The sequence below is a fragment of the Actinomadura verrucosospora genome, assembly GCF_039540335.1.
In the GTDB taxonomy this organism is placed as follows: domain Bacteria; phylum Actinomycetota; class Actinomycetes; order Streptosporangiales; family Streptosporangiaceae; genus Spirillospora; species Spirillospora verrucosospora.
Map to the genome: position 1 here is coordinate 30,709 of NZ_BAABEV010000059.1, position 12,486 is coordinate 43,194.

Consider the following 12,486-nt stretch of genomic DNA (forward strand, 5'->3'; position numbering starts at 1 on the left):
AAAAGCTTGCGATCGCTGGCATCGCTCCGGCTCGCCTGGCGGCTCGCTGCGCGATCAGATTCTTGCTTCGCTTGAATCTGCCTTCGGACGCGATCGCGACCGTCAGGTTGTCGCGGGGTTGCTGTGGTGGCTGAGGTTGTCGCAGTAGCGGGTGCGGGTCGGCTTGAAGGGCTCGCCTGGCGGCTCGCTACGTGTCAGTTTCTCGCAGGCTCGAAACGTCCTTCGGACCCGATCGCGCCCCAGCGCCAGCGTCCGTGGGCCCTTATGGCGACGGAGGGCGTGACGTCAGGGGGCGTCTCTTAGGCGCTTCAGGGTTTTGATGTCTTCTGCGTGGGGGGCGGGGGCTCGGCCTGGGGTCTCGATGATGAAGGGGACGCCGGCCGTGGCGGGGTGGCGGAAGAGGTCGGCGAAGGGGGACTCGCCTATCCGGCCGGCGCCGATGTTCTCGTGGCGGTCCTTGGCCGAGGCGCAGGCGTCCTTGGAGTCGTTGGCGTGGACCAGCTTCAGGCGGCCCTCGCCCACTGCGGCGACCAGGGCGTCGAGGGTGTCCTTGGCGCCGCCCGGGGCCGCCAGGTCGTGGCCGGCGGCGAAGGCGTGGCAGGTGTCGAAGCAGACGCCGAGCTTCGGGTGGTGGTCGAGGCGCTCGAAGAACGGGGCCAGTTCCTGGACCTTGGCGCAGAGCATGTTGTTCTGGCCCGCCATGGGCTCCAGAAGGAGGTCGGGGCCGTCCTCGGGGATCTCGTCGAGGAGCGGGAGGACGTGCTCTCGGACCTGGGCCATGGCTTCGTCGTAGGTCCGGGTGACGGCGGAGCCGGTGTGGACCACGACGCCGCGGGCGCCGATGGCGCGGCCCCGGGTCAGGGAGTGGCGGACGGCCGCGAGCGACTTCTCGAGCGTCTCCGGGGTGGGGGAGCCGAGGTTGACCAGGTACGGGGTGTGGACGTAGACGGGGATGCCCTCGTCCCGGAGCCTGGCGTCCTCGGCGGGCTTGCCCTCGGGGAGGGCCCAGCCGCGAGGGTTGGAGACGAAGACCTGGACCGCCTCGGCGCCGATCTCGGCGGCGTACTTCAGGCCGCCGGTGGCGAGGCCGCCGGACACGGGAACGTGGGCCCCGACGGGGCTGATGGGTGAGGTCATGGCCCGTTCAGACTAGCCGGTCAGGGGCCCCGGACGATCGTGACGGTGGAGCCGCGCGGGGCCTCGCCGCTGCTGGGCGACTGGAAGCGGACGACGTTGCCGCCGAAGCCCGTCACGTTGACCTGGAAGCCGGAGTCCTCCAGCGCCTTCTTGGCCTCGTTGACCCGGCGGCCGGTCAGGTCGGGGACGGGGACGTTCTGGTTGCCGTCGCCGTCGTCGCAGCCGAACTGGAACGGGCCCGCGTCGACGATGCAGTCGCGCTTGTTGACGACGATGGTGACCTTGTCGCCGCGGGAGACGCCGGTGCCCTCGGACGGGTCCTGGCTGACCACCGTGTCGGGGTCCTTGCCGTTCACCTGCTTCTTCTGGACGGTGACGTCCAGGCCCATGGAGCGCAGCTGGTTGGCGGCGGAGTCGCCGTTCTGGCCGAGGAGGCCGGGCATCGACATGCCCGTGGAGACGACGATGGAGACGGGCACGTCGGGGGACTGCTTCTCGCCGGCGTCCGGGTCGGTGCTGATGACGTCGCCCTTGGAGACGGTCTGCGAGGGGGTGCTGCTCGTCCGGCCGACGGTGAAGCCCTTGTCCTCCAGGGTCTTCTTGGCGTCGGCGAGGGACTTGCCTCCGACGTCGGGGACCTCGCGGGGCGTGATGCCCCGGGACGGGGTGAGGGTGACCGTCTGGCCCTTGGCGACGCGGGCCCCGGCGGGCGGGTCGGACTTGGCGACGCCGCCCTTGTGGACGCGGTCGCTGTAGACCGCCTTGGCGGTGCGCACGTCCATGCCGTCGGACTCCAGCTGGTCGCGGGCCTCGGCGACCTTCATCCCGATGATCGAGGAGGGGACGTGCTCGTACTGGCCGGACGTCTGGTACCACACGGCCCAGCCGAGGATGACCGCCGCGACCAGGCCGATGGCGATCAGGACGTAGCGGCCGGTCAGCGCGCCGAGGGCGCGGTCGGTCCTCGTGGGGCGGACGTCGTGCCGGGGGGCCAGGGTCTCGGCGTCCATGACGGCGGTGCGGCCGTGGGCGGGCGGGGCCTCCAGGACGCTCGTCGCGTTGCGGGACGCCTCCTCGACGCGGCGGTCGAAGTCGCGGGGGAGGCCGCCGAACACCTCGGCGACCTCGGCCAGGTACTGGTTCGCGTCCTGCGGGCGGCGCGCCGGGTCGTGGCTCGTGGCGTCGGTGACCAGGGCGTCCACCCGCGGGGGGATGCCGGGGACGACGCTGGAGGGCGGCGGCACCGTCTCGTTCACGTGCTTGTAGGCCACGGCGAGGGGGGTGTCGCCCTGGTGCGGCAGCCGCCCGGTCATCAGCTCGAACAGCATGATCCCGGCGGCGTAGACGTCGGAGCGGAAGTCGGCGTTGCCGGACAGCACCTGCTCGGGCGCCAGGTAGCCGACCGTTCCGATGATCATGCCGGTCTTGGTCATCTTGCTGGCGGTCTCGGCCCGCGCGAGGCCGAAGTCGGCGACCTTGACCTGGCCGTCCTCGGTGATCAGCACGTTCTCGGGCTTGACGTCGCGGTGCACGAGCCCGGCCCGGTGCGCGGCGCCGAGCGCGGCCAGCACCGGCTGCATGATCTCCAGGGCGGCGCGGGGGCCGAGCCTCCCGAGGGAGTTCAGCGCGTCGCGCAGGGTGCGGCCGGCGACGTACTCCATCACCAGGAAGACGTGCTCGCCGTCGGTGCGCTGGTCGTAGACGGCGACGACGTTCGGGTGGGACAGCGCCGCGGCGGCCTTGGCCTCGCCGATGAAGCGGGCGACGAAGTCCTCGTCCGAGGCGAGTCCGGCGTGCATCACCTTGATCGCGATGACCCGGTCGAGCCTGAGGTCGCGCGCGAGGTAGACCGTGGCCATGCCGCCGCGCGCGATACGGGACTCAATGCGGTACCGCCCGTCGAGCACCCGCCCGACGAGTGGATCAGCAACCGTCGCGTCCATCGGTGCGAGTTTACGGGCGAATCCGCGTGGATCTCATCCGTCGCGAGTATGAGCATCGATGAGCCCGGAGGGTGACGCCCCCGGGGCGCCCGGTTCCGGTGTGACGGGCGGGACGCGGCGGCGCAGCGACCGCGTGCTGCGGGAGACGGCCACGCCGGCGAGGCACAGCAGGCCGCCGCCGAGGGTGACCGGGCCGGGGACCTCGTCGAGGAACAGCCACGACATCAGCACCACCAGGGCGGGCGCGGCGTAGGTGGTGGCGCCCATCTTCCCGGCGGTCGTGCGGGCGAGGGCGTATCCCCAGGTCGTGAAGGCGACCGCGGTCGGGAAGACGCCCAGGTAGACCATGTTGAGGGTGGCGCCCGCGGGGGCGTGCGCGGCCTGCGAGACGAGCTGCCCGGAGAACGGCAGGCAGGCGAGCGCGCCGATCGCGCAGGCGAACGTGGTGAACTGCAGCGCCGACGCGTGCCTCAGCGCGGGCTTCTGGGCGACGACGCCCGCCGCGTAGGTGACGGCGGCGGCCAGGCAGAGCAGCACCCCGCCGACGGACGCGCGGCCGTCGCCGGACATCGACAGCCCGACGACGGCGGCGCCGGTGAACGACACGGCCATGCCGAGCAGCAGCCGGGACGACAGGCCCTCCTTCAGCAGCCAGCCGCCGAGGAGCGCGATGAGGATCGGCCCGATGTTGACGACGAGGGCGGCGGTGCCGGCGTCCACCAGCTGCTCGCCCCAGTTCAGGACGACCATGTAGGCGCCGAACCACAGGAGGCCGGCGGTGACGATGCCGGGCCAGGCGGCCTTGGGCGGCAGGCCCTCGCGCCGGACGAGCCAGATCACTCCCAGCACGACCGTCCCGGACAGGAGGCGGCCGAGGGCGAGGGCGCCGGGGCTGTACTCGTCGCCCGCGCTGCGGATGGCGACGAAGGCCGAGGCCCAGAAGACCACCGTGACCGTCGCCGCCGCCACCGCGAGCTTGTTCGCGCGTGCACCGCTGTCTTGCTGCATGTCACGCACCTTAGGGAGGGGACGCTTCCATCGACACCGAAGCGATGTGTGCGGTTGCGCCCCGGTGTGTCCAGTCTGGTGGCGCGCGAATGTGCAGGTCCAGCGAATATTTCTACATGTGTGGCTTTAGCTCCGCTACGAAGTCGCGAGCCCGTCGAACGGGGAGGACGCCTGGGCGTAGCGGCGCTTGGGGATGCGCCCGGCGAGCCGCGCGAGCCGCCCGCCCTCGACCGCGTGCCGCATCGCGGCGGCCATCCGCGCCGGGGACTGCGCACGGGTGACGGCCGTCGCGAGGAGCACGGCGTCGCAGCCGAGCTCCATGGCCAGGGCCGCGTCCGACGCCGTGCCGAGCCCCGCGTCCAGGATCACCGGGACGGTCGCGCGCTCCACGATCAGCTCGATGTTGTGCGGGTTGCGGATGCCGAGCCCCGACCCGATCGGCGAGCCGAGCGGCATCACGGCCGCGCAGCCGATCTGCTCCAGACGGTGCGCGAGGACCGGGTCGTCGCTGGTGTAGGGCAGGACGACGAAGCCGTCGTCGACGAGCTGCTCGGCGGCCTCGACCAGTTCGATCGGGTCGGGCAGCAGCGTGCGCTCGTCGGCGATCACCTCCAGCTTGACCCAGTTCGTCCCGAGCGCCTCCCGGGCGAGCTTGGCCGTCAGGACGGCCTCGCCCGCGGTGAAGCAGCCCGCGGTGTTCGGCAGCACCCGGATGCCGCACTCGGTCAGCACGTCCAGCACCGAGCCGCGCGCGGACGGGTCCACCCTGCGCATCGCGACCGTGGTGAGCTCCGTCCCGGACGCGGTCAGCGCCTCGCGCAGCACCGCCATGCTCGGCGCCCCGCCCGTCCCCATGATCAGCCGCGAGCCCAGCTCCTCGCCCGCGATGACCAGCCCGTCGGTGTCGTTCATCCTCATCCTCCCTGGACGGCGGTCAGCACTTCGACGCGGTCGGCGTCCCGCAGGGGCGTGGCCGCCCACTCCGCGCGCCGGACGACCTCGTCGTTCAGCGCCGCGGCCACGCCCGTCGCGGCCGCGGTGACGGACGCGACGACCTCGGCCACGCTCGCGCCGTCGGGCAGCTCGCGCGGCTCACCGTTGACGATCACCTTCATGCGCTCACCTCGGGGGAGAAGCGGTCGGGGGCGAACGGCCCGGCGACCTCGGGGACGGGCCCGTCCAGCAGCATCGCGGACAGGATGTCGGCGCTCACGGGCGTGAGCAGGATGCCGTTGCGGAAGTGCCCGGTGCCCACCAGCAGGCCGCCCAGCGCGGTCGGCCCCATCACGGGCGCGTTGTCGGGCGAGCCGGGCCGCAGCCCGGCGGTGACCTCCGCGAACTCCAGCTCGGTGATGCCGGGGAGCAGCTCGCGGGCGTCGCGCAGCAGCTCCCACAGCCCGCCGGCGGTGACCCGCGTGTCGAAGCCCAGCTCCTCCTGCGTGGCGCCGACGACGATCTCTCCGTCGGCGCGCGGCACCAGGTAGACCGACGATCCCCGGACGAGGCCGCGGGTCGGCCGCCGCAGGAACGGCGCGCGGGTGCGCAGCCGGAGCACCTGGCCCTTGACGGGGCGGACGGGTGGAACGGTCCCGGGAGGCAGGCCGCCGAGGTCGCCCGACCACGGCCCGGCGGCCAGCAGCACCCGGTCCGCGGGGATCACGGTGCCGTCGTCCAGCCCCACGCCGGCGGCGGCGTCGTTCTCGACGACGACCCGTTCGGCCCGCCGCCGGACGAGCCGGACGCCCAGCCGCTCGCACGCCGCCAGCAGCGCCGGGGCGAGCCTGCGGGGGTCGACCGAGCCGTCCTCGGGGGCGAGCAGGCCGCCGCGCACGCCGGGCGCGAGCATCGGCTCCAGCCGCCGGCACTCGCGGCCGGTGAGCGCCTCGGCGGGGATGCCCAGGCTCTCCTGGAACCGGCGCAGGTCGTCCAGGTGCCGCAGGTCGTCGGAGTCGAACGCGACCTCGATGATCCCTTCGGTGCGGTAGCCGGTCTCCAGGCCGGTCAGCTCCTCCAGCTCGGCGACGAACGCGCCGTACCGGTCGCGGGAGGCGAGGCCGAGCCGCAGCAGCGGCTCCTCGCCGTAGCTCAGCTCGCTGACCGGGGTGAGCATGCCCGCCGCCACGGAGGAGGCCCCGGAGGCGGGCGCGGGGTCGACGAGGGTGACGGCGGCGCCGCCGGCGGCGGTGCGCCAGGCGGTGGCGAGGCCGATCACCCCGGCGCCGATGATGACGATCTGCATGCGCGCTCCCTTCGCCGGCATGATCCGGATCAGGTCGTGGCGGTCGGCGGCCCGTTCAGCCGCCCTCTCAGCCCGGTCGCACCGGACTCCCGCGCTCTGTGCTGTTCTGCTGTGCCGTTCCGCTGCCCCCACCTTACGACCTCGGCGAACCGGGCAACTGCCTGGACACCTGTCCATTCGCGGATCGCCGCCCGTTAGGGTGACCTTCATGGAGAGGGTCATCGTCGTGGGTGGCGGGCTGGCCGGCGTGCGCGCCGTGGAGGCCCTGCGGAGCAAGGGGTACGAGGGCGCGCTGACCCTCGTGTCGGCGGAGCGGCACCGGCCCTACGACCGGCCGCCGCTGTCGAAGGCCGTCCTCGCGGGCGAGTCCGACGACACGACCGTCGACGCCGACTGGGACGCGCTGCGCTGCGAGCTGCTGCTCGGCGAGCGCGCCACCGGCCTGCGGCTGGACGGGCCCGGACGCGGCGGAACGGTGGCGTCCACGGCGGGCGACCTGCCCTTCGACGGGCTGGTGATCGCGACCGGCGCCGCTCCGATCACGCTGCCCGGGGAGGGGCGGCAGCACGTGCTGCGCACCATCGAGGAGGCCCGCGACCTGCGCGCCCGGCTCACCGCCGGCGCCCGGATCGTGATCGTCGGCGCGGGCTGGATCGGCGCCGAGGTCGCCACCGCCGCGGCCCGCCGGGGCTGCGCGGTCACCGTCGTGGAGGCGGCCGACACCCCGCTGGCGGGCGCGATCGGGCCCGAGGTCGGCGCGCTCACCGCCCCCTGGTACGCCGAGGCCGGCGTCGAGCTGCGGACCGGGGTGAAGGTCGCGGAGGTGCGCGACGGCGGCCTCGTCCTCGCCGGGGGCGGCCGCGTCGACGCGGACGAGGTGGTCGTCGGCGTCGGGGTCCGGCCCGTCCTGTCGTGGCTGGAGGGCTCCGGGCTGCTGCTGGAGCGCGGGGTCGTCACCGACGGCTCCTTCCGGACCTACATGGGAGAGGAGACCCCGGGCGCGCTGCGGCCCGACGTCGTGGCGGTCGGCGACTGCGCCGCCTGGTGGTCGCACCGCTACGGGCGCAGGCTGCTCGTCGAGCACTGGGACGCCGCGCTGAACGCCCCCGAGGTCGCCGCCGCGGCCCTCCTCGGGCAGGACGCCGTGTACGACGCCGCCCCGTACTTCTGGTCGGAGCAGTTCGGGCGCATGGTCCAGTACGCGGGCGACCACTCCGCGTCCGAGCGGCTCGTGCGCAGGGGCGACCCGTCCGATCCCAGGTGGGCGGTGGCGTGGCTGACCGGAGACCGCCTCGACGCGATCCTCACCGTCGGCCGGCCCCGCGACCTGGTACAGGCGAGGCGCGTGATCGCCGCGGGGACGCCGGTGGATCCGGAGGCGATCGCCGACCCGGACGTCCCCGTGCGGCAGGCTGTTCGCGCAGAGCGATCAGAGGGGACGTAACGGCTGCGCAGCGGGTTTGAGTCTTCCGAAGGCGTGGTAGCAAGGGGGCGTGACGCAGATGCACGCAACCGTTGACAGCGCACTGGACCCCCGCACCGACGCCCTGGCCGGCGAGTGGCTCACCCTCCGGGAGACCGCCGACAGGCTCGGGATCAAGCCCAACCGGATCAAGCAGCTCATCCACGAGCACCGCATCCTCGCGGTGCGCCGGGGCGGGGAGCCGATGGTGCCCGCGGCCTTCATCAAGGACGGCCAGGTCATCAAGGGACTGCCCGGCACGCTGACGCTCCTGTCGGACGCCGGCTTCGACGACGCCGAGACCATCCGGTGGCTGTTCACGGCGGACGACACGCTGCCGGGAACGCCCGTGGACGCGCTCACCGAGAACCGGGGGACCGAGGTCCGCCGCCGCGCCCAGGCGCTCGCCTTCTAGGCCGCCGCCGGCGGCGTGAGACGCACGTGACACGATCGCGGGGTCGCGCGCGGCGGGTGACCGCGCGCGCGATTTCGTGATCATCTGTGGAAAGGACGTTCCCCGGCCGTGTCCAGGCACCTCCCCACCGAGCGCGCCGTCGCGCTGCGCGCCCGGCTGAGCCGCGCCCGCCTCTACCTCTGCACGGACGCGCGGGAGCGCCAGGGAGACCTGCCGGCCTTCCTCGACGCCGTGCTCGCGGGCGGAGTCGACATCGTCCAGCTCCGCCAGAAGGGCCTGGAGGCCCGCCAGGAGACCGCCTACCTGGAGGTGTTCCGGGCGGCGTGCGAGCGGCACGGGGCGCTGCTGGCCGTCAACGACCGGGCCGACATCGCGCACGCGGTCGGCGCCGACGTGCTGCACCTCGGCCAGGACGACCTGCCGGTGCCCGCCGCCCGCGCGATCGTGGGCGGCGACATGCTGATCGGCCGGTCGACGCACTCGGGCGAGCAGGCGTCGGCGGCGGCCGCCGAGCCCGGCGCCGACTACTTCTGCGCGGGCCCGGTGTGGCCCACGCCGACCAAGCCCGGCCGGGCCGCCCCCGGCCCGAAGCTGCTGGAGTACGTCGCGGCGCAGCGCGTCGCGCGGCCGTGGTTCGCGATCGGCGGCATCGACCTCGGCAACCTGGACGAGGTCCTCGCGGCGGGCGCGGAACGCGTCGTGGTGGTCCGGGCGATCACCGAGGCCGACGACCCGGGCGCCGCCGCCGCGCGGTTCGCGCGGCGCCTGGCGGCCCGGCCGCTCGGCGCGGTTTGACGCGGATCACGGTGCGGTCCGCCGTCCCGTCGCCGACAATGGAGACCATGAACGTGGGACCCGACGACGACCGCGTGGTCGACCTCGACGACGACCTCGACGTCCTGCCGGACCAGACGTCCGACGACACCGACACCGGGTGGGGCGAGTGGCGCGCCGGCGACGACGACGCGCGCCTGCTGGAGGACCGCCCGCCGCACTGGTGAGCGGCGGTGCGGGTCAGGTGAGGACGCCGAGGAGGAACCCGGCGGCCACGACGCCGCCGAGCGCGACCATCATCCGCCACCGGTAGCGCGGGATCCGCGTCGGGCGCGGCTTCGGCGCCGGGGCCTGGCCCTCGCGCAGCGCCCGGACGATCTGCGACGCGGTCGGGCGCGCGGCGGGGTTCTTGTCCAGGCAGCGGGCCGCGAGGTCGCGCAGCGGGCCCTCCATGTCGCCGAGGTCGGGCTTGCGCGACGTCACGCGCCGCATGACGGCCGCGCTCGGCCCCGTGCCGAACGGCGGGCGCCCCGTCGCGGCGAACACCATCGAGGCGCCCCACGCGAACACGTCGGCGGGCGGCCCGACCGGCTCGTCCTCGATCTGCTCGGGCGCCATGTAGGCGGGCGTCCCGACCGGGCCGGTGGTCAGCGGGGTCGCGTCGGCGGTGCGGGCGATGCCGAAGTCGATGACCTTGGCGCCGTCCGGGCCGAGCAGCACGTTGCCGGGCTTGAAGTCGCGGTGCACGATCCCGGCGCGGTGGATCGCCGCCAGCGCGGCGGCGGTGCGCAGCGCGAGCTTGCGGAGCCGCGGCGCGGAGAGCGGGCCGCGGTCGGCGACGACGTGCTGGAGCGAGGGCCCCTCGACGAACTCGCTGACGATGTAGGGGCGGTCGCCGGTCATGTCGGCGTCCAGGACGCGCGCGGTGTGCCGCCCGGACACCCGCAGGGCCGCGTCCGCCTCCTTGGCGAAGCGGCTGCGCGCCCGCTGCCCGGCCGCCACGCCGCCGCGCAGCAGCTTGACGGTGACGAGTTCGCCGTCGCCGTCGCGGCCGAGGTAGACGACGCCCTGGCCGCCCTCGCCGAGCCGCCCCACCAGCGTGTAGCCGCCGAGGCCGCGCGGGTCGTCGGGGCCGAGCGGGGCGCCGGACCGGTGGTCGCGGCCGTGCGCGGGACGGGCCGGGACGCGGCCCGGCCCGGGGTGCGGCTTGGCCGGGCGGCCGGCGTGGGCGCCGTGGGGCTGCCCGGCGCGGGTGGCGCGGGCGGGGCGGTTCGAGGAGGAACGCGGGGGATGGGGATCCGTCCTCCCGCGGGAGGTGTCGTGCGGCACTGAGGACTCCGACTCGGCGGGGGCGGACGAAGATCTCCCCCTTTGTACCGTGTAATCGGGACGAGGGGCAGGGGAACTGCGATCTTCGCCGTCAGCGGCACGTCCCGAGCGCGGTGGAGCCGGCGATCCGCCGGGACGACTCGCCCACCATGATCTTGTAGCAGCCGTCGGCGACCTTCCAGGCCTTCGCCTTCTGGTTCCAGTAGGCGAAGGAGCGCGACGACAGCGGGAACGTCACCTTCGCGCTCCGCCCGGGAGCGAGGGCGACCTTGGCGTATCCCTTGAGCTGCCTGGGCGGTTGCGGGACCTCCGCGCCCGGCGACGGCATGCCGATGTACAGCTGCGGCACGGCCACGCCGGCGCGGCGCCCGGTGTTGGTGACCGTCACCCGCACGGACTTGCTGGTCGCGACCAGTCCGCTGTAGGCGAACGTGGTGTAGGACAGGCCGTGCCCGAACGGGAAACGGGGCGCGATGCCCTTCGCGTCGTAATGCCGGTAGCCGACCATGACCCCTTCGGAGAACGTGGTGCTCCCGTTGAGGCCGGGGTACTGCACCGGGTTCCCGGACGCGGGCGCGTCGTTCTCGTCGACGGGGAACGTCACCGGAAGCCGTCCGCCGGGATCCACGTCCCCGTACAGGACGCGCGCCAGGGCGTCCCCTCCCTCCTGGCCGGGGTACCAGGCTTCGAGGATGCCCCTCACCTGCCCGGCCCAGGGCGTCAGCACGGGTCCGCCCGTGTTCAGCACGACGACCGTGTTGGGGTTGGCCTTGGCGACCTCGGAGATCAGCCCGTCCTGATCGCCTCTGAGCGGCTCGCCGCAGCGCAGCGTCAGGCACGACTTGTCGAAGAACTCGCCCTGGCTGTCGGTCGCGAACACGATGGCGAGGTCGGCGGCGCGGGCCGTGGCGGCGGCGCCCGCGTGGTCGTCGCCGTCGTGGTACGTCACCTGGGTTCCGGAGCCCGCGCGGCGGGAGAGGCCGTCCTGCGCGCGCACGGTCGCGAACGGGACGACCTTCGCCGAGCCGAAGCCGCTCGGGCTCTGCCGGGCGGCCCGCCCGATCAGCGCGATCGACCTCGGGGCCCGGAGCGGGAGGACGCCGTCGTTCTTCAGCAGCGTGATCCCGCCCTCCTCGATGACCCGGGCGGCGTCGCGGCTCGCCGTCCGGTCGGCGCGGCTGAGGTCGTTGGGGTAGGCCTGCCGGTCGAACACCCCGAACCTGAACATCGTCCGCAGGATGTTGCGCACGTGCGCGTCGACGGCGGCCGGCGAGACCTTCTTCTGGGCGAGGGCGGCCTTCAGCAGGAAGGCGTTGTACTTCATGCCGAAGGGCAGTTCCATGTCCAGCCCGCCTTCGGCGGCGCCGGCGGCGTCCTGCGCGGCGGTGTGGTCGGACGGGACGAACCCCGTGAACCCCCACTCCGACCGCAGGATCCCGTTGAGGACGGCGCCGTCCTGGCAGGCCCACCGGCCGTTCAGCCTGCCGAACCCGCACATCACCGTCGCGGCGCCCGCGTCCTTCACCGCGGCCTCGAACGGCGGCAGGTAGATCTCGCGGAGCGTGCGCGGGTCGACGTTCATGCCGAGCGACAGCCGGTCGGTCTCCTGCGTGTAGACGGCCATGTGCTTGACCGAGGTCATCACGCCCTGCGCCTGGGCACCCTGGATCCACGGCACGCCGAGGGTCGCCGACAGGTAGGGGTCTTCGCCGAAGCCCTCGAACGTCCGGCCGTTGCGGGGCGTGCGCAGGACGTCCACGGTCGGGCCGAAGACCAGGTCGTTCCCGCGGTGCCTGGCCTCCCACGCGACCGTCCCGCCGTACAGCCGGGCCGCCCGCGGGTCGAAGGCGGCCGCGAGCGCGATCGGCGCGGGCAGCGCCGTCGCCCTGCCCTGCCGGACGCCGGCCGGGCCGTCGGCCATGCGGACCGGGGGGATGCCGAGCCGCTCGATCCCGTCGGCGGTGTCGGCGTGCGCGTTCTCGGAGAAGCCGCCGAGCGGCCCGCCGAACGGATCGTCCGACGCCAGCATCGAGATCTTCTCGTCGAGCGTCTTGCGCGGCAGCAGCAGCGCGGCGCGCCGGTCGGGCGCGAGCGCGGCGTCGCACCAGGGGCGCAGGGCCGGATCGCCGCAGCGCCCCGCCGCCGCCCGCGCCTCGGCGGGCCCGGACGCCGCGAGCAC

The 12,486-nt window shown here is 74.1% G+C and carries 12 protein-coding genes and 1 riboswitch; of the genes, 4 read left to right on the forward strand and 8 right to left on the reverse strand.

Annotated elements, in window-relative coordinates; translation table 11 throughout:
* Positions 1 to 285 precede the first annotated feature (285 nt).
* The 6 genes from ABD944_RS38250 to thiO form a co-directional block, all read right to left on the reverse strand.
* A complete protein-coding gene (locus ABD944_RS38250; protein WP_345185917.1) occupies positions 286 to 1,137 on the reverse strand; it encodes a deoxyribonuclease IV in 852 nt (283 codons plus the stop codon).
* A gap of 20 nt (positions 1,138 to 1,157) precedes the next feature.
* On the reverse strand, positions 1,158 to 3,080 hold the full coding sequence (gene pknB / locus ABD944_RS38255) for a Stk1 family PASTA domain-containing Ser/Thr kinase (RefSeq protein WP_345185920.1): 1,923 nt from the start codon (positions 3,078 to 3,080) through the stop codon (positions 1,158 to 1,160).
* Between the two features lie 33 nt (positions 3,081 to 3,113).
* The gene (locus ABD944_RS38260) at positions 3,114 to 4,088 is read right to left on the reverse strand and encodes a DMT family transporter (RefSeq protein WP_345185923.1); all 975 of its coding nucleotides are present in this window, start codon (positions 4,086 to 4,088) and stop codon (positions 3,114 to 3,116) included.
* Positions 4,089 to 4,223: 135 nt separating this feature from the next.
* A complete protein-coding gene (locus ABD944_RS38265; RefSeq protein ID WP_345185926.1) occupies positions 4,224 to 5,000 on the reverse strand; it encodes a thiazole synthase in 777 nt (258 codons plus the stop codon).
* A 2-nt stretch (positions 5,001 to 5,002) separates the two neighbouring features.
* Positions 5,003 to 5,203, reverse strand: coding sequence for a sulfur carrier protein ThiS (gene thiS, locus ABD944_RS38270; protein ID WP_345185930.1), 201 nt, complete (start codon positions 5,201 to 5,203; stop codon positions 5,003 to 5,005).
* Complete coding sequence (gene thiO, locus ABD944_RS38275; protein WP_345185934.1) at positions 5,200 to 6,327, reverse strand: glycine oxidase ThiO; 1,128 nt, start codon at positions 6,325 to 6,327, stop codon at positions 5,200 to 5,202. Before thiO ends, thiS begins: the two co-directional genes overlap by 4 nt.
* A riboswitch (TPP riboswitch) is annotated at positions 6,317 to 6,430 on the reverse strand. Its footprint overlaps the gene before it by 11 nt.
* A gap of 105 nt (positions 6,431 to 6,535) precedes the next feature.
* On the opposite strand from thiO, the gene ABD944_RS38280 reads away from it, so the two are divergent.
* From ABD944_RS38280 to ABD944_RS38295, 4 genes are all read left to right on the forward strand, one after another.
* Positions 6,536 to 7,771 (forward strand): NAD(P)/FAD-dependent oxidoreductase, encoded by a 1,236-nt coding sequence (locus tag ABD944_RS38280; RefSeq protein WP_345185936.1) that lies wholly within the window; start codon positions 6,536 to 6,538, stop codon positions 7,769 to 7,771.
* 58 nt (positions 7,772 to 7,829) lie between these two features.
* Positions 7,830 to 8,204, forward strand: coding sequence for a helix-turn-helix domain-containing protein (locus ABD944_RS38285; protein WP_185023485.1), 375 nt, complete (start codon positions 7,830 to 7,832; stop codon positions 8,202 to 8,204).
* Positions 8,205 to 8,312: 108 nt separating this feature from the next.
* Positions 8,313 to 8,999 carry a thiamine phosphate synthase gene (gene thiE, locus ABD944_RS38290; protein ID WP_345185941.1) on the forward strand — a complete coding sequence of 229 codons (687 nt, stop codon included), beginning with the start codon at positions 8,313 to 8,315 and terminating at the stop codon, positions 8,997 to 8,999.
* A gap of 47 nt (positions 9,000 to 9,046) precedes the next feature.
* A complete protein-coding gene (locus tag ABD944_RS38295; RefSeq protein WP_345185945.1) occupies positions 9,047 to 9,205 on the forward strand; it encodes a hypothetical protein in 159 nt (52 codons plus the stop codon).
* Positions 9,206 to 9,218: 13 nt separating this feature from the next.
* Here ABD944_RS38295 and ABD944_RS38300 read toward each other — a convergent pair whose 3' ends face one another.
* Positions 9,219 to 10,307, reverse strand: a complete 1,089-nt coding sequence (locus ABD944_RS38300) for a serine/threonine-protein kinase (RefSeq protein WP_345185948.1) — start codon at positions 10,305 to 10,307, stop codon at positions 9,219 to 9,221.
* A gap of 91 nt (positions 10,308 to 10,398) precedes the next feature.
* Positions 10,399 to 12,486, reverse strand: a 2,088-nt coding sequence (locus tag ABD944_RS38305; RefSeq protein ID WP_345185952.1) for a beta-glucosidase family protein, incomplete at its 5' end; no start/stop codon positions are given.